At 44.2% G+C, this 17817-nt stretch carries 11 protein-coding genes and 1 tRNA gene; 7 read left to right on the top strand and 5 right to left on the bottom strand.

Annotated features, from left to right (window positions below; translation table 11 throughout):
• Positions 1 to 52 precede the first annotated feature (52 nt).
• Positions 53 to 1669 carry an ATP-binding protein gene (locus tag ABH09_RS01945; RefSeq protein WP_253714997.1) on the bottom strand — a complete coding sequence of 539 codons (1617 nt, stop codon included), beginning with the start codon at positions 1667 to 1669 and terminating at the stop codon, positions 53 to 55.
• A 155-nt stretch (positions 1670 to 1824) separates the two neighbouring features.
• Here ABH09_RS01945 and ABH09_RS01940 point away from each other — a divergent pair.
• A tRNA-Cys gene (locus ABH09_RS01940) sits at positions 1825 to 1896 on the top strand.
• A 19-nt stretch (positions 1897 to 1915) separates the two neighbouring features.
• Here ABH09_RS01940 and ABH09_RS01935 read toward each other — a convergent pair.
• Positions 1916 to 2872 (bottom strand): TatD family hydrolase, encoded by a 957-nt coding sequence (locus tag ABH09_RS01935; protein WP_253714996.1) that lies wholly within the window; start codon positions 2870 to 2872, stop codon positions 1916 to 1918.
• Positions 2873 to 3019: 147 nt separating this feature from the next.
• On the opposite strand from ABH09_RS01935, the gene ABH09_RS01930 reads away from it, so the two are divergent.
• Positions 3020 to 3853, top strand: a complete 834-nt coding sequence (locus tag ABH09_RS01930; RefSeq protein WP_253714995.1) for a viperin family antiviral radical SAM protein — start codon at positions 3020 to 3022, stop codon at positions 3851 to 3853.
• A gap of 26 nt (positions 3854 to 3879) precedes the next feature.
• Positions 3880 to 8556: a hypothetical protein gene (locus tag ABH09_RS01925; protein ID WP_253714994.1), complete on the top strand. Its 4677-nt coding sequence runs from the start codon at positions 3880 to 3882 to the stop codon at positions 8554 to 8556.
• Between the two features lie 231 nt (positions 8557 to 8787).
• Here ABH09_RS01925 and clpB read toward each other — a convergent pair whose 3' ends face one another.
• The 3 genes from clpB to ABH09_RS01910 all read right to left on the bottom strand — a co-directional run bounded on the left by clpB (position 8788) and on the right by ABH09_RS01910 (position 13222).
• A complete protein-coding gene (gene clpB / locus ABH09_RS01920) occupies positions 8788 to 11364 on the bottom strand; it encodes an ATP-dependent chaperone ClpB (protein ID WP_253714993.1) in 2577 nt (858 codons plus the stop codon).
• A 64-nt stretch (positions 11365 to 11428) separates the two neighbouring features.
• Positions 11429 to 12490, bottom strand: coding sequence for an extracellular solute-binding protein (locus tag ABH09_RS01915; RefSeq protein ID WP_162662271.1), 1062 nt, complete (start codon positions 12488 to 12490; stop codon positions 11429 to 11431).
• Positions 12491 to 12706: 216 nt separating this feature from the next.
• A complete protein-coding gene (locus ABH09_RS01910) occupies positions 12707 to 13222 on the bottom strand; it encodes an HdeD family acid-resistance protein (protein WP_162662270.1) in 516 nt (171 codons plus the stop codon).
• A 129-nt stretch (positions 13223 to 13351) separates the two neighbouring features.
• On the opposite strand from ABH09_RS01910, the gene ABH09_RS01905 reads away from it, so the two are divergent.
• From ABH09_RS01905 to ABH09_RS01890, 4 genes are read left to right on the top strand one after another with little or no spacing between them, the layout of a single operon-like run.
• Complete coding sequence (locus ABH09_RS01905) at positions 13352 to 14911, top strand: hemolysin family protein (RefSeq protein ID WP_253714992.1); 1560 nt, start codon at positions 13352 to 13354, stop codon at positions 14909 to 14911.
• Positions 14908 to 16170 carry a hemolysin family protein gene (locus ABH09_RS01900; protein WP_253714991.1) on the top strand — a complete coding sequence of 421 codons (1263 nt, stop codon included), beginning with the start codon at positions 14908 to 14910 and terminating at the stop codon, positions 16168 to 16170. The genes ABH09_RS01905 and ABH09_RS01900 overlap by 4 nt, the downstream gene beginning before the upstream one ends.
• A gap of 28 nt (positions 16171 to 16198) precedes the next feature.
• A complete protein-coding gene (locus ABH09_RS01895; protein WP_162662267.1) occupies positions 16199 to 16441 on the top strand; it encodes a hypothetical protein in 243 nt (80 codons plus the stop codon).
• Between the two features lie 39 nt (positions 16442 to 16480).
• Entirely contained in the window at positions 16481 to 17695 is a 1215-nt protein-coding gene (locus ABH09_RS01890; RefSeq protein ID WP_253714990.1) for a galactokinase, read from the top strand.
• Positions 17696 to 17817: the final 122 nt, after the last annotated feature.

The raw sequence follows: 17817 nt of genomic DNA, 5'->3' as shown, positions 1-17817 counted from the left end.
AATTCATCATTATTTTTAATTCGATCACTCATTTGTAACCTACTGCCGCTCATTACCCATTAGCTATCTGCCAGTCTTTGATTGTACGCTTCTCTTCATCAAATCCCGCACCTATCAGCACAACTTTTTTTCCGTCCACCTGATATTTTGCTGCATATTCTTTCTCTTTTATCTGATTGAGTGCATCTTCCGCACTGCCGTTACCGGTGAGCTTAAACTCGAAGATATACACAGAATCAGTAGTAGTAACTACACAGTCTGCTCTTCCCTTAGCGCAGTGTACTTCCGTCTGTACAAACTGCCCCATCAGTGCAAAGACGAGATATACCGCTGTTTGATAGTTCTGTTCTCGCAGTTTTAGGTTCTTCTCGGTGAAGTTGTCATACGGAATACTTGCGATAATCGCTTGCATCCGCTCCATAAACTCATCCACATTGCCCCTGCGGATGTCTTGTACAAACCGTCCTATCCATACCCCTGTTTGCCCGAACGGTACATCAGAGTATGCAGGTAAAAGATTGTGTAAAAAACCGTACCGTACTTCATCATTCGGAAAACCCAGCCGATACAGCCTTAAATCGCTTATATATTCTTTAATCGTCAAATACCCCGCCTGAAATAGAATCGGTAAGGTATCCTGTGCTACTGCCCGATACGTTTGTAAGCCTTCTTCATCTAACTCAACATTTCCATCCAAGTCGGGAATATAATAGTGTGCTTCTTTGAGGTAATTAACTAAAAATGTCGGAGTTCCCGTGCTGAACCAGTAGCTTTTAATTTCTTTTTTGACAAAGGCACTCAAAAGACTAAAGGGATTGTACATTCCTTCTCCGGCAGGATGGAACAAGTAGCCGTCGTACCACTGCTTTAAGGCTGCCAATGCTTCTTGATACGTGAGGTCTTGCTCTTCGGCAAGTACCTGTATGTCCGGCTGGAAGTTCGTTTCAAGTTCTGTTTGTGTGATACCGCAGAGACCGGCATATTGTTTTTCCATCGATATATCGCGGAGGTTATTCAAATCGCTGAAAATGCTGATTTTGCTGAACTTGGTAACACCGGTTAAAAATGCAAAGCGAATGTATTGATCGCAGGTTTTTATCACCGAATAGAAGGCTTTTAAGATAGTTCGGTACTTTTCATTGAGTTCTTCGTTGACACCCATCGTTTGCAGTAAGGGCTTATCGTACTCATCTACGAGAATAACCACCTGTTTATGCGTCGCCTCGTATATCTGTTTGATGATTTCTTCAAGCCGTTGTGCTAAATCGCCTTGAACAGAAAGTATTGCATATTTTTTTTCAAGCGAGGATAAAAAAAGCTCAATACGGCTGATTAAACTTTCAATTGTATCATATTGCCCTGTATTAAAGTCAAAATACAGCACCGGATATTTCTGCCATACGGCTCTATTCTCTTGCGCAGCCAGCTCTTTCTCCATCTCTTCGAGATATAGACCCTTGAAAAGCTCTTTTTGCCCTAAAAAATATGCCGCTAAGGTTGAAAGAAACAAGCTCTTCCCAAATCTCCGCGGTCGGCTGAGGAAATACGGATTAGATGACTGAATGAGCCGCCAAATAAATGCGGTTTTATCAATATAGAGGAATCCGTCTCTGCGAAGTTTTTCAAAGCTCTGTATGCCGATCGGCAGTTTTCGTGGAATGCTTGTCATAGAGTAAATGTAAAATATGCGGTGTATTCTGTCAATGCAGCAAAACTTTGGTGGAATAGCAGATTCTGCGGGGTTATTTAAACACTGACTGATGCATTTGCCCTGACGAACCTCTTGCATAAGATATCGGTTTCTGATATAGTAGCACCATTATCGGCGCCGTGCCCAAGTGGTAAGGGAGAGGTCTGCAAAACCTTCATTCATCAGTTCGATTCTGATCGGCGCCTTTTATTCCCCTCTATTCGTTCAATCCGATAATCCAAATGCACAATTAAAATTCCGTACAATCATATCGCTGAACTCTTTTACAGCAGCTTCATCTATACTGAGTTCTTCGAGCGCCGTCGCGCACGATTCATACTGTTTGATAACGCCTGTCCGTTTTACCGCATCGGAACCGGTTTGCTGTACCGGAACGGCGCCTGTGTAGCGCAGGCTTGCACATTGCGCCGTAACTGCGATAATATCGCGGGGATGGGAGTAGGGTTCCGCCTTGAGCCTCATATATGGAGCATCGGTTTCCGTTAAGAGGCGGGTACTATCGAACGAGGCAGCCATTGCGCACACGGATTTCTGCCCGCGGAGCACTGCCTTACCGATCGAAAAATAGGCGTTGACGCCTTTTTTAAGAAATGCCGACGCCTCTTGCGGACTGCCTCCCCAGCCGTGAAAGATAACCGCCGGCAGTTTTTTTAACCAAGGTACCGAATCAAATATGAGCGGAAGCGCTTTCCGGCAATGAATCACCACCGGCAGCTGAAACTCCTGCGCCCATTGTAATTGCATATCCCATACTGCTTGCTGCATCGGCAAGAGTTGTTTATACTCATCATTAAAAAGATCGAATCCGCATTCTCCAATCGCTTGAATTTGCCGTGTTTCCAAAAGGCGGTATAAAAACTCCGCTTCATCGGTTACGGGATTTTGCGGATGGATGCCGAAGGAGAAGAGTACGTGCTGTTTCTCAGATAGCGGTAAATGAGATTTGCTTTGATGTAGGACTGTTCCCGTAGTAGGAGAATTGGCATCGCCGCATACATTGCGTTCAAAGAGGCGGCGGTGCCGTTCATATTCGGTATGCTCATGCGCCGAACAACAAAGCGATACCGGATATGCAAACGGTTCGTCTACATTTCCGGCACCGCTTACAGAGGCGCACGTATCAAAATAATCTGCGGGATGGAGATGGGCATCAATGTACATACATACATTTTTAAACTATATCATAAAGAAATGTAAGCCTTAAAATTGTATTCTTGACAAAAACATCCGGTATCACTATAGTAAAAATACATTTTTGATTTCAAAGACAATGTTAGTAGTGTTATGCAATGTTTTTGGAGGTCAAAGATGCAAACGACTCATTGTCTCACTGTTAATTGGCACTTTACTGCAGCGTGCAATTTTAAGTGCCGGTATTGTTTTATGCACAATAGTCTTTCGTTAACGCGGAAAGATTATATGGTTGTGCTTAAAAAGCTTACAGGCTCCTTTCAAAGGATTAACTTTGTCGGCGGAGAGCCGACCGTATCTCCATTACTCATCCCGCTTGTCCGTGATGCTTATTACGCAGGGTTCGACTGCTCAATCGTAACAAACGGTTTTAATCTCATCCATAATGCGCAGCAATTTGAAGCTATCTATCCGCTATTATCGTGCATCGGTATCAGTGTCGATTCTTTAAACAAAGAAACGAATGCTGCAATCGGCAGATGCTGTAAGGGGCATGTTATTACAAGAAGCGAATATGAACAGCTGTGCGCTGCAATCAAATCACACGGTATTCGGTTAAAAATAAATACGGTGGTCAGTAAGTTGAATGTGCATGAGGATTTTACCCACTTTTACGAAGCCGTACAGCCTGACAGAATAAAGCTCTTCCAAGTGTTGAAGCCGAATACACAGCTTAAAAATGATTATGAAGATCTGCTGATTACTAAAGCCGATTTTAATTCCTTTGTACTGCGGCACAAAACCGCCGGCTCTTTCGGTGAGAATATCGTTGCAGAGGATAATGAAGCAATGACGAATGCCTACTACATTCTGGACAGCGAGTGCCGGTTTATCGACAACAAAACCGGTAAAAAGAGCCCTTCGCTTGCGGATGAGGGTATGACGGTGGAACAAGCTTTGTCATACATTGAAGTAGATACTGCAAAATATCAAGCACGATATATTGCGTAAAAATATGAAATATGAGGAGAAGTAAAATGAATGATTTATTAAAAGAAATTATCTGCGATTTATACACCTATATAAAAGAAGGTGAACTGATAAAAAACGGTATTCGCTATACTGTGGACACAATTATAGCGCCGCTGGAACCGGAACTCTGGGGTTACTGTAAAGAACTTTATGGTGAAAGCAGTCTTACAAACAATCATTTTTGTATTGATACGGAAGAAAAACGGAAAAAAGCCGCCGATGTAAAACCGAAAAAAGTACCGTTGGACGACAGCGCTTTTTTTGCGGAAATTGCTCAATTATGGATTATCGCAAAAACGCTTGGAGGCTATAGTAATGATTATATTGTCGATATTTCTTTTTGTATTGATGATATTCTATGTAAACTTCTTGAACGTCATCTGAATAGAAATGTGCCGTATGAAGAACGTACCGTGCAGCTTGTTTTTGACGTGCTCGAAACGCTCAAAGGAGATGCCTCTGCATTTTATCGCGAGCATACACGCCTACTGTGTTTCTTTCAGTTTTATCGAGACGATATAAACCGTTTTTTCACCTTACTCAATAATCTTATCGTCAATAGAGCATACAGGGATTCTTTTGTCCGCAATGTTGATACTAAAGAAAATATCGATCCTACAAAATTATTACCTACCGAGCTTAATGCTGAAGAAGCGCGGGATATGCTGAAGCTCTTTGCTCATCGCAACAATCGTCCTACGAGTCTGTCAGATCATAAAGCATATAATGACCCAAGCAGATATTACATATACAATCTTGAGGCTGTTATATGGCTCTTCAATGACTATTTCGGTTTTGATCAACACAAGCATACCGATATCTTCAAGACGCTTGATACTCGTTCTAAGGCTGATACATATAAACAATACTTTAAAGATGCATTCGAATCATTAGAAGATAAAATTACCGAATTTCCTGCATTGACGCTTTTACTTGAACGGGCAAGTAGACATCTAACATTCACTGAGTTACAACAATATTTCCCGTGCATTCATGAAAGTGAAATTTCACATAATGCAGATATCTATCGTTCATTGAAATATAACAGAATAGAAAATGGGGCTAAATATTCCATGTTTGAGGCACAGTATTTGAATGATCTTCCTGAGCGCTGTTTTAAGTATGATGTAGAGGATAGTAGACCGTTCAGTAATACACGGATGAAGTTGCTGCAAACAATGTTCTTAGGTGCGCTGTGGGAACTTTTGTGTACGCAATCATATATAAGAAGCGGCAAAAATTCCGAACAACAAGAATGTAAAAAGCTGCTCGACATCCTATTTCGGTCTTTCTCACCGAATAACAGTGCAGCTGAATACGCAGCAGGAGTATTGAATCGGCTGATAGCGCTTTGTTGTATAAAGACGGAAATGCTTTTTGATACTGTTGATTTTACCGCCTTGAACAAAAGCAGCTATTTTACGAGTAACGAAGCCTTACTGCATCTCTATTATACCGTTACGCATTTTTTAACGAATAAGAAATATAGCCTGCTTGAACAGCTTGATTTTACAGCCGAAATGCAGCACCGTATTTTGCCCCTTTTTCCAAAAGATGAAAAAAAAGAAAAGAGAGATAAGAGAAGAAAAAGCGATTCGGAAGAAATAAAAAAAGAAAAAAGGCTCGCTGATAATCTCGATTTTCTTAAACGATTGGACTGCGGTTTTTCGTTTCCGTTTTTATGGCAACCGGTAGTATCTTTTGGACAAACATGGAGTAACGAATTTTCTCTTGTGCGTCCTGATTTTACGTTTAGACTCTGGTTTGATTCCTTATCTGAAAGTTATAATCCTTCTACAAAGCAGAAATACACAGACGAACAAAAATATCGAAATTTAAATAAGAGCTGCATCGAAAATCATTTTTTCTATTCTGCAGATAGAAATATGGAAACTCATTTTTCCCTTCATCATGCAGTAGGCGCAGTACTTGAAAAACCCAAGCGCCTTTTGTATGCGCTCTATGATATAAAACAGTACCTTGAACGTATTAAAGAACAACAGCTGTCGGATAGTATTGCAGTTCCGTTCTTGCAGCAGAAGCTTGAACATATTTTTTCAGCCATTTGCCTTATTCTCTTTCCTGACAGCTCCAATAAAAGCTGGGATGCCGTATTTGATTCCAAGGGAAATATTTCGATGGATGATGATGTTATTCAATTTAACCTTTTTGAAGATTTCGGTAAGGAATTTTATACGGAGGTAAAAGAATTCCTTGAAATCATGTTTACCGGACAGTCAGACTGGATGGAAAAACTTGATTTTGAATTACTGATATATTTGATATACATTACGCTGCACTTTGCAAAACTCGATGCCGACCGAACCGATGATACGCCGCTTATTTTTAATTGTACGGAAGATGAGCAAAAACGCTGGCAAAAAACGGTTGATTTTGTCAAAGCATGTCAAAAAAATAGACACTCTTCCCAATTAAGAAGCTTACTACCTCATCCTTACAGCGTGCTTCATTATCAGTTATCCGACAACATACAGTCAAAAAATATAAAGCAATGGCAAGCGCTGCCGCAAAGTACAATTATTCATTTGCATAACGGTAATTTTGAAAAACTTCCTCAATATGTACGGAATATGCACGGCATTATTGATGATGCTCGGCAATTATTGGAACTCAAATCGATAGAAACAAACGAAAGTATAATCCGTGAAAACTATAAAAGAATAATAACGGAACGATGGAATACTTTTGCCCGTAAAAAATTCCGCAAAACATGGCAGGACTTACGCTTGTTAGGTTCGAATGATTATTCTTATGAGTGCTCTTTTCATAACCATTGGCTCTGCGATGAAAGTTATCAAAAGCATATTGAATTTAAGCAGAAAGTGTTTTACGTGTGGTGCTATCACGTTAAATGCCAAATGGCGTTTGCCCTCAGCGATGACGGCTTACGGATAGAACTATTTCTCGGTGTAAAGTCGAAGAACAATCTCACACCGATATATTCGGTTACTGCAGACTGTGATTCTTTGGAGCGAAGCTTTTTTGGGTCAAAAGAACCTTTGAAGATTATTTTCGAAAAAATGCAGGACTATCTGAACCCTGAACGATATCCCTTTAGAGTGCATTCCTATAGTTATAGGAATAGTGAAGAATATGACTGCATTGAAAAATTACGTGAACGGAAAAGTAAAACAGATGCTATGCTGAAAATCTTATGCAGAAATATCGTACAAGAATGCAGCACGGATTTTTTTAAAAATGATGTATCCTTTAGCACAGCAGTTAAAAGTAAAACAATAGACGATCTCTGCAAAGAACTAAATGACTGTTTTTCTCTGTTACGTCAAAAGGAAGAGAATTGGGAAAAACCAAATTGGTATTCTAAGAAACCGGATGATCTTGAAAACTATCCGAAAGATCAAATTTTAGTTTCGTCCGGTTCGACTATAGATTACCCTGAGATACAATTCGGCATCGTACTTTCAGATGACGGAACTCGGATGGAAGTATATTTCGAACTTTATCGTACGGGAGAGAAGGCACTCTTTACCCTGCCGGTGAGTGAATATAAACAGTTTTGCGGTTTTGCCTATGCAGCCCATAATTATGTGAGAGAGAAAACGCTTACCTATCAATCGACGGAACAAGAAGTTGCAGAGCTCAAGGCTTTTCATACGGAAGTCTTTAAGTATTGTATCGATAAAATTACCGAACAACGAAAAGAAGATTTTGAATTGATTCCACATAAGTCCGGTGGTATTCGGAGAATATGTCCAATCATAGGTAAACCATCAGAGAATAATACACCGCTTGACAAACTGTATAATTTATTGGACCCGAATGCTTCGAAAGATAAATTTTATTCTTTTAGTTTAAATATGAAAGGCTCTTATCAGGGGATCTCAACAACGGGGAAAACGAAGGAAATTACAGTACCGGAAAAACCTCGATGCGTTTCATATTCATTTATAATTGAAAATAAAGATGAGAAAACAATAGATGGTTGGAGAGCCTTTCATATCTACACCGATGTATTGCTTAAAGATAATAATACGGAATTGGAACTCTGTTTGTTTTTTGATGAATGGGATGAGGAGAACAATAAAATATATGATAGATCTTTTACCATACCGCTTGCACAGTATACCTTATTGCCGAAATTTCTGTATGCACTTTATGAATACTGGACTTTTAATAGCAATACCTATTACGAGATTATAGAAAAGAAGAGTGAAGAAAACGGCTATCCGCATACATGGAAAGAGAGAAGACCGCGTATAAAAGAAATTGCAAAAATCTTTACCGAAACGGCGCAGAAGATTTTCGGTAAAGATGCAAAAACGGAATCACTCACACTGCCGCCTCAAGCATTTAAAGAGCGAATGGAAGCGCTTGAAGATCCTGAATGGCAGATCGGATCAAGCTATAGCGAAATAATCAGGGTAAACGATATTCCGCAACTGGTACTGTCTACCGGTATAGATGCCGTGCATATTCAGCTTGCTATTACGCTCAACGCTTCATTAACGGAGTTGGAAGTATACCTTGATAAAAAGACCGATCCCGACGAAAAACCTCTTTTTGTGCTCAACAGCACCGATTACGAGCTATTGGCATCATTCTTTGCCGAACTGAAAGCGCATCAGGTTGAAGATATGTTTGAATGCAAACGGATGCTTGATGAAACACCGTGCAACATTAAAGTGATATGCAGAAAGTAGAATGAGTGAATCGGTAAGGGAAGTTGAAGTAAGCGGAGAGAACCTTTCTAAATCTCTATCGGAAAAAGGCAATATGTGGAGAAGAAAAGACAGGGCAATGGGGATGTCTCGAAAATCGGTTACTTTCGGGACATCCCCGCGAGTTTAAAATTAAGTCTTTACAATAATGGCTTAATTTTAAACATCGTATCTAAATCTAAGGGAGCTGTTAGGTTTTACCTATTAACGATTTTACACCTTGAACGTCAAGCCGCCCTTTCCGGCATCCACCGTAATGTCGGTCTTGCCGACGAAAGCACCTGAAAGCAACTCTTTTGCCAGCTTGTTTTCAAGTTCGGTTTGGATAGCCCGCTTTAAAGGACGCGCACCGTACAAGGGATCGTAGCCGATATCGGCGAGGAAGTCCTTTGCAGCATCCGTTACAGTCAAATGCAGGCGGCGTGCTTCAAGCCGTGCGGAAACAGCCTGCAGCTGGATGTCGACGATCTTGCGGATTTGCTCCTTGCCGAGCCGTCTAAAGGTTAAAAGCTCATCGATACGGTTTAAAAACTCAGGGCGGAAATGCTGTTTGAGCAGGTCTTTAATCTGCGCAGTCATTTCTTCTGGAGTGTCCGCCGACAGAATTAGCTCCGAACCGAGGTTGCTCGTCATGATGATAATCGTGTTGCGGAAGTCGATTACCCTGCCTTGTCCATCCGTCAGCCGCCCGTCATCCAGTATCTGCAAGAAAACGTTGAACACATCGGGATGCGCTTTTTCGATTTCATCAAAGAGCACCACGCTGTACGGACGGCGGCGGACTGCTTCAGTCAGCTGTCCGCCTTCGTCATAGCCCACGTAGCCGGGCGGCGCTCCGATTAAGCGGCTCACCGAATGTTTTTCCATGTATTCGCTCATGTCGATACGGGTAAGCGCCCTGTCATCGTTAAAGAGGAAGTCCGCAAGGGTGCGCGCCAGTTCGGTTTTACCCACACCGGTAGGCCCGATACAGAGGAAGCTACCGAGCGGTCGGTTGGGGTCGGAAAGTCCTGCCCGGTTCCGTCTAATGGCATCGGCAACCGCCTGTACTGCCTGATCTTGTCCGACAACCCGCTTCTGCAATACTGCTTCCAGATCGAGGTACTTTTGCTGTTCGCTCGCCAGCATCTTTGCAACGGGAATTCCCGTCCACATCGAAACAATCTTCGCGATATCCTCTTCGGACACCTCTTCGCGGAGAAGCTGTCCACTGCTGCCCGCTTTTTTTGCAAGCTCCGCAGTAACGGCGGCGATCTTTTTTTCCAGCTCCGGTATGCGTCCGTATTTCAGCTCGGCAGCCTTATTCAAATTGCCGTCGCGCGTAAACTGCGTCTCTTCGCGGCGCAGCTGCTCAAGCTCTTCCTTATATTTCCGCGACTCGTTGATGCGGGTCTTTTCGTTTTGCCACTGCGCCTGCATCACATTCCGTTTTTCGGTTAAGTCGGACAGCTCCTGCTCCAGCTTTTCCAACCGCTCTTTTGAAGCAGCGTCCGTTTCTTTTGAAAGCGACACCTTCTCGATGTTCATCTGGAGGATTTTGCGTTCCACCTGATCAAGCTCAACCGGCTGGCTTTCAATTTCCATTTTGAGCCTACTGGCGGCCTCGTCCACTAAGTCGATTGCCTTATCCGGCAAAAAGCGGTTGGTGATATAGCGGTTGGAAAGCACCGCTGCTGCAATCAGTGCCTCATCCTTAATGCGCACACCGTGGTGTATTTCGTACTTTTCCTGCAAGCCGCGCAGAATGGCAATGGTGTCCTCTACATTCGGTTCGGGGCAGTATACTTGCTGGAAGCGGCGCTCAAGGGCGCTGTCCTTTTCAATATACTTGCGGTACTCATCCAAGGTAGTAGCGCCGATCGCCCGCAGCTCACCGCGCGCCAATGCAGGCTTTAAGAGGTTGGAAGCATCCATCGCCCCTTCGCTCGCACCGGCACCGACAAGGGTATGCAGCTCATCAATAAAGAGGATGATGCTGCCCTCGGCTTTTTGCACCTCGGAGATAACCGCTTTGAGGCGCTCCTCAAATTCGCCGCGGAACTTCGCTCCGGCAACCAAGGCACCGAGGTCAAGCGACAAGAGCTTTTTCCCGCGCAGGCTGTCCGGCACGTCTCCAGACACAATCCGGCGGGCAAGCCCTTCGACAATAGCGGTTTTACCGACCCCCGGCTCACCGATCAATACGGGGTTGTTTTTAGTGCGGCGCGAAAGTACCTGCATCACCCGCCGGATTTCTTCATCGCGTCCGATAACGGGATCGATTTTTTCTTCCCGTGCAAGTTCCGTTAAATCGCGGCAGTATTTTTCGAGGCTGTTGAACGTCGCTTCGGGATCTTCGCTCGTAACCCGCTGATTTCCCCGCACATCCTTTAAGGCTCTCAACGCCGCATCGTAGGTAATGCCATGCGAGCGGAGCAGTTCACCTACCTCGTCATCGCTTTTAGTAAGCGCAAGGAGAAGATGCTCCGTGGAAACATACTCGTCCTTGAGCGAAGCGGCGATCTTTTCCGCCTGAGCGCAGAGCTTTGTTAAAACCGGCGACATATATACCTGCGCAGAGTCTCCGGTTACCCGCGGTTTTTTATCCAAAATAGAATCGAGCGCATCGAGGATTTGATCCGTTGATGCACCGATCTTCTCAATGAGCGGCGGTACAATCCCCTCCTCTTGATCCAAGAGTTTGTATAAGAGGTGAACCGGCTCAATCTGACTGTGATTGTCCTGTTCGGCAAGTGAGGCTGCATCCTGCAACGCCTCACGTGCTTTCACTGTGTATTTGTCTATGTTCATACAATAAATCTACGCACAAAATGGAAAAACGGCAATAAAATTTTTTGGAGAACGGCGGCTTATCCTATGGCGTAAAACGGATCCGCTGCCAAAAGCTGTTATACAGTTCTAAGTTTGCACCGAGGTCTTGTTTGAGAATGCAATCTTTAAGATCGTCGAGTGCGTAGTGAGGTCGTTTCTTTTGGTAGTACCCTGCCTCCGTATGGATAGAAGCTGGAAAGCCGAATGTATCTAAGAACTCGGCATAAACGGTAGGTTCAAGCACAAAGTTGATAAAGGCATGTGCAAGTTCCGGATGAGGAGCCCCTTCGGGAATACAGAAGCTGTCGATATACAGGGCTGAATGAACGCCTTGCGGAATAAAAAAATCGACATCCTGTGTTTGATCTTCTTGCAACTCCGCAAAAATCGATTCCGCGTATCCTTGCACTGCCAAAAAGTCTCCCGATGCGAAAGACTTTGCAAAACCGTCCGCATCAAACTTTACGAGATTCGGTTTCCAATCATTTTGGATCAACCGATATGCCTGCTCCAGTTCACTGGGATCCGTACTGTTCGGCTGGTAACCTAAAAAACCTAGTGCAGCACCGAGCACTTCCCGCATATCATCCATCATTGTCATTCTGTTTTTTAAATCACTCCGCTCAAAGATATTCCAGCTGCGCTCATAATCGGGCACTTCTTTGGTGTTTACTGCAATACCAGCGGCTCCCATATAATACGGCACTGAAAATTCCATTTTTGGATCGTAGTCGATTCGAGTGAGGATCTCCGGACGCAGATAGCGAATATTCGGGATTTTTGATACATCGATAGGTTCAAGCATGTTAAGTTTGATCATGATTGAAACATAGTCTGCCGATGGAACTACCAGATCGTAACCTTTTGAACCGGCCATGAGTTTGGCAAACATATCTTCGTTTGAAGCGAAATCATCGTAGACAACTTTGACATTGTATTTTTTTTCAAAAGCTTGGATAACGGAATCGGGGGTGTAGTATGTCCAATTATAGAGGTAAAGGATTGCTTCCCGTGTATCGCGGCAAGCGGTAAAAATGATGAGATAAGGGAGTATTACTACGATGCAGAAAAAAATGGAGACTGTTCTTTTTAAATGACGACTCATAGTTTACCTCACTCGCGGTGGAATTATACCATATATGAAATATATACGGAATATACAAGAAATACCCAATAAATGACAAGCTCGCAAACAGGTGATGGCAAAGGTATTAGGCTTTTTTTGAAAATCTCCACAGAATCGGGCTATCGCATGATAAAAAAACTTATCATCAACTAATGCACAGTATCATGCATCAGTTGATGAGTATCTTCTAATCGTTTACCGTCCTCTAAAGAATAAAACGATACTGATAATACCGTGATAAATAAAGTCGAAGCCGATCATGTACGCGACGAACAGGCTGGTAAAGAGTGGATGCATTAGCATGACGATGCCACAGATAATGCCCAATATGCCGACTAACAGTAAGTAAAAGCCGCCTCTTCTGGTTATGTAGCGAATTTTAAAACTGGTGGCAAGCCGCGTAATGCCGCTGAACAATATCCAAAAAGCAAATAGATACGGAATAAAGGTTGCAGCTGTGAACAAAGGACTGGAGAATACGAGAATTGAAAGCAGAATGGTGAGGATACCGTTCAGCAAAACAATCAAGATATGATCTTCTCTGTCTGCAAAATAATGGATAATTTCATACACACCGTTTATAAACATGACCACTGCTAAAAAAAATGAAAGCGACGCCAAGCTGGTAATCGGGCTGACGAACATATAGATACCCGCAATAATAGAAAGGATACCTACTATCAACGCCGTAATGCGGAATTCTTTTCTCATATCTTCCTCCTTTAAGAATGATATTCCTAATAAAAAGGTATATGCCGTATCATATTTTGTCAAGCAGGAAGCACTCTTAATAAGAAAATTGACATTTTTAAAAATTCCTTCTAATATAGTCTATCGAATATGGATACTGGAGAACCCCCGCATACGCTATTACTTCTCGTCAGTTTATTGGCGCTGTTTTTGCTGTCGATGTTTTTTTCATCGGCGGAGACGGCGTTCTTGTCTTTGAATAAGCTCAAGCTGCGTTTTTTGCGCGAACGGAATAACCGTGCAGCGGCACGGGCGGAAAAAATTCTGCAAAACAAACAAAAATTTTTATCGACGATTTTAATAGGAAACAGTATTGTCAACATCGCTATTTCCGTAGTGCTGACTGCTGCTGCGCTGCGGATATTCGGAGATTCCGGACTGGGTATTGCGGTCGCTGCCGGTACGGTACTGCTATTGATCTTCGGCGAAATTTTACCTAAGTCAATTGCGTTGGTGTACCCCGATGCTTTGAGTCTTGCCTTTGCCCACTTCATCCTATTATTGATGGCAATTCTTTCGCCGATTGTTACGCTTTTTTCCGCAGTTACCGGTGTTCTGCTGCGGCTTTGCGGTATCCGTGAAGCACAAAACACAGCAGCCGTTACCGAGGCAGATTTACGCGAGTTTTTTCAGGCACGGGAGGAGGGCGGCTTTATCGGCAGCGATGAACGCACCGTGCTGACGAATATTCTCCGCTACGGCGATTTTTCCGTCCGCAGCGTAATGACGCCGCGGCGTGACATTGCAGCAATTCATATTGGAGCAGCCGCAGCAGAAATCATTGAGCTATCAAAAAAATCTCGATTTTCACGCTTCCCTGTATACAGCACGAATATCGATGATATACAAGGTTTCTTCTATATTAAAGACTTCCTTTTTTCTCCCGAATACTTGGACGAAAGCGACACCTTTCAGGTAAGCACCTATCTGCGTAAACCGCTCTTTGTGTTTGAAACAACGAAGCTCGCTCAAGTGGAAAAAAAATTCCATACCGAGCAGCAGACAATGGCGATTGTACTTGACGAGTACGGCGGCACTGCAGGGCTGATAACCGTTGAGGATGTCAGCGAAGAAATATTCGGCAATATTTTTGATGAGTATGATGTACAGGCAGACGTGGACACTCACACCGCTATGGCGGATGCAAGCATACACGTTGATACGGCAGAAACGACACAGGCTATACCCGATAACACATCACCAGCTCTATCGACGGTAAGTAAATCAGGGCAGGCAGCGGCTATAGCAGCAACCGAAGCCGACGCAACATCGGCAGCAAATGAATTCGGTATAACACCTGCGGAGATCGCATCAAACTCCATGCCGACAAGTGCATCACCAAGCGCACCGGTACGGACAGGAGCTGATGGTATAGGCAGCGATAATACAGGAACCGCTCGTAATGGAGCTGAAGAACAGGAAGCCTTCACCATCGCAGGCATTACCCGGCTTGCCGACTTAAACGAAAAGCTGAACCTCAACCTTGAATCGCAGTATAGCGATACCATCGGCGGCTACATTATGGAAAAAGCAGGAGAAATTCCGGCAGCCGGTTATTCGATCAGTATTGAACCGTATCTTTTTACCGTAACAAAGGTTGAAGCAAACCGCATTGAGCAAGTTGAAGTGCGGATGCAGGCGGAAGAATGAATCTTATTATTATCAGTGTTGAAATAATTATCCTACTCGCCTGTGCAGCCTTTTTTTCCGGTACCGAAACCGCGGTAACGGCTATTACGCGGCCGGAATATCGCAGTCTTAAAAAAAGTTCCCGCAGGAATGCTCAACGGTTGGCTCGGCTGGTGGAGATGAAGGACAAAATTGTTACAACCGCGCTTATCGGTACCAATTTTGTCAATACGCTCAATTCGGGACTCATCACTGCTTTTACCCTCAATGTGTTCGGTGCGCAGGCCGTCCCTGCAGCAACTGCGGTTATTACCGTGCTGATCATCATCCTTGCCGAAATTTTCCCTAAAGCGCTGGCAGCCGAACGGGCGGAATCAATCGGTAAAAAAGCCTCGCTGCCGTTGTATGTCTGCTACACCGTACTCCGTCCCATTGTGGCGGTATTCTCGCTGCTGACAAAAGTGGTACTCAGGCTGTGTAATGCCCGCTCAAAAACAACGCCGGATACGCTTAAAGAAAAAGATCTCCAACTGCTCGTGCATATCGGGCAAGAAGACGGCGCCCTTGCTGCCGGAGAAGAAGCATTGCTGCGCAAAGCCGTTTTGCTGCAGGACGTAAAACTCCGCAATATTATGACGCCGCGTACGGCGATTACTTACGTTAATTCCGCCGCGACTTTCTCGCAGATTATCGAACAGTTCCGTCGCAGCCGTTTTTCTCGCCTGCCTGTCTACGATTCCAAAACAAAGACCGTTACCGGTATTATCCATTATAAGACACTGCTGTTTGCCGTGCAGGAGCGGAGGAAGCCCGGAATTGCGGCTTTGCAGCGCCCTGCAATTTTTGTACCCGAAAGCGCTTCCATCCTTTCGATTATCAGAGCGATGAATACCAATATGCAAAATATTGCAATCGTCATCGATGAACACGGCGGTGTGGCGGGACTCATTACGATGGATGATATCATTGCCGCAGTGTTCAGTACGGTGCAGGATGAGTATGGCAAGGCGCGGAACGACCCGATGCGTTCGGTCCGCTTTATCAATACGTCGCAGCTTATCCTTCCCGGCGCTCTGCGACTGGAAGATTGCAACGAATTGCTGCACACCGATTTTCACTCCGATTATTATGACACACTCGGCGGTTTCCTACTTGAAAAATGGGGCTATCTGCCGCATACTAATGAGAGGCTCACTTGCAACCGGATAACCTTTACTGTCACCCATATCAGCAACAGACGGATCGACACCGTCGTCGCCGATCTTTCATCGGTACTGTAAGTACTGGTTATAAAACACCAGCCCACTAATGCCGAAAATAAGAGTAACCGTTGGACAACAGAATAAGGCAACCGTACCAAAAATATTTCAAACGGTTGCTTACCTTTTGTGTGAAATTTTGTCAAAAATTTCACACAGTTTATTTTATTTAGCAGAAGGATTATCACAGCAGACAGATAAATCAGAATCGCAGAATAATGAGGTTGAGCAACCATTTGAACCGCAGGTTCAATTCTGGTTAAGCAACCTCATTATTCTGCGGGGTTGTTAAAAAATAGTCTGCTGTGATAATCCTAAAGGGAGGGGCACTATGACACAGCATGAATTTATACAGTTTTTAACCGATTTGCCGGAAGATAAGATGAAGGCAGAATTGACCAAGGCCTTTATCGAGCGGTATGGAGCAGGTACGGAAGAAATCATGATGATTGCCTCCCCTGCCCGTATCAATATTATCGGGGAGCATATCGACTATAATGGCGGGAAGGTGTTCCCTGCGGCGATTAACCGGTATCTCTATGTGCTTTTGCGCAAGCGGTCTGACACCAAGATTATCTATGATGATATCCGGTTTCCGGGCGCACTTGAATTTTCCTCTACGGAAACTTTTTGCTACCGGAGAGAAAATCAGTATGCGAACTATTTGAACGGTATGCTCGCGATGCTGCAAAAAGGCGGATACAAACTGACAAGCGGTTTTGAGGTACTGTTTTTCAGTAAACTGCCGGCAGGCGGCGGTATTTCTTCATCGGCTGCGCTGGAAGTAGGCTTCGGACGAGCGGTCGACGAATTGTTCGGCTTTAAGGTTGATCCGGTAGAACTTGCCAAGATGGGGCAGGAGTCCGAGCATGTCTTTATGAATATGCAGTGCGGAATTATGGATCAGTTCAGTATTGCAATGGGTAAAAAAGAGTGCGCGATGCTGCTCGACACGGCGACGCTTGAGTATGAATATGTACCACTCGTACTCGGTGATTACCGCATTGTCGTAATGAATACCAATAAGCAGCGTGCGCTAGTAGACTCAAAGTACAATGAACGCTGCGCCGAATGTATGGAAGGACTTGCTCTTTTACAGAAGATTAAGCCTATTTATAATCTCTGCGATTTGACTTCCGCCGATTTGGGTATGGTTGCCGAAGCGATAGCCGATGAGCGTATCTTTAAACGGGTGCGGCATTGCATTACAGAAAATGAGCGGGTTCTTGCAGCGGTCGCGGCGCTAAAAGCCGGTAACTTGCAGAAACTCGGGGCGCTGCTCAAGGCGTCCCACGACTCGCTGCGGCGCGACTATGAAGTCACCGGTCTTGAACTTGATACGCTTGCCGATGCCGCTAATGCCGAACCGTGCTGTTTAGGCGCGCGGATGACCGGTGCGGGATTCGGCGGTTGTGCCATTGCCTTAGTGCAAAAAGATGCCATTGCGGAATTTACCGCCCGCGTCGGCAATGCCTACACCGAAAAAACAGGACTGACAGCTTCCTTTTTTGCCTGCGAGGCAGGAGATGGTGCGCACAGGGTATAACGGGACAGCATGAGGTAGGTTATCTTCCCCTCACCGATAGTTACCGTATAAAAGAGAGCGGCTGCATCGCACCTTCTAGCGGATTATCGATGATACCTCCAAAAAGTCGTATAATCGGGAAT

The organism is Treponema sp. OMZ 803 (genome assembly GCF_024181165.1).
Classification (GTDB): domain Bacteria; phylum Spirochaetota; class Spirochaetia; order Treponematales; family Treponemataceae; genus Treponema.
Note: the sequence above shows the minus strand (reverse complement) of the source record. Positions and strands in the feature narration are given on the sequence as shown.

Excerpts from the sequence above, each read along its gene's own strand:
- ABH09_RS01935 (WP_253714996.1), bottom strand. The coding sequence starts at position 2,872 with ATGTACATTGATGCCCATCTCCATCCCGCAGATTATTTTGATACGTGC.
- clpB (WP_253714993.1), bottom strand. The coding sequence starts at position 11,364 with ATGAACATAGACAAATACACAGTGAAAGCACGTGAGGCGTTGCAGGAT.
- ABH09_RS01930 (WP_253714995.1), top strand. The coding sequence starts at position 3,020 with ATGCAAACGACTCATTGTCTCACTGTTAATTGGCACTTTACTGCAGCG.
- ABH09_RS01910 (WP_162662270.1), bottom strand. The coding sequence starts at position 13,222 with ATGAGAAAAGAATTCCGCATTACGGCGTTGATAGTAGGTATCCTTTCT.
- ABH09_RS01945 (WP_253714997.1), bottom strand. The coding sequence starts at position 1,669 with ATGACAAGCATTCCACGAAAACTGCCGATCGGCATACAGAGCTTTGAA.
- ABH09_RS01905 (WP_253714992.1), top strand. The coding sequence starts at position 13,352 with ATGGATACTGGAGAACCCCCGCATACGCTATTACTTCTCGTCAGTTTA.
- ABH09_RS01895 (WP_162662267.1), top strand. The coding sequence starts at position 16,199 with ATGCCGAAAATAAGAGTAACCGTTGGACAACAGAATAAGGCAACCGTA.
- ABH09_RS01925 (WP_253714994.1), top strand. The coding sequence starts at position 3,880 with ATGAATGATTTATTAAAAGAAATTATCTGCGATTTATACACCTATATA.
- ABH09_RS01890 (WP_253714990.1), top strand. The coding sequence starts at position 16,481 with ATGACACAGCATGAATTTATACAGTTTTTAACCGATTTGCCGGAAGAT.
- ABH09_RS01915 (WP_162662271.1), bottom strand. The coding sequence starts at position 12,490 with ATGAGTCGTCATTTAAAAAGAACAGTCTCCATTTTTTTCTGCATCGTA.
- ABH09_RS01900 (WP_253714991.1), top strand. The coding sequence starts at position 14,908 with ATGAATCTTATTATTATCAGTGTTGAAATAATTATCCTACTCGCCTGT.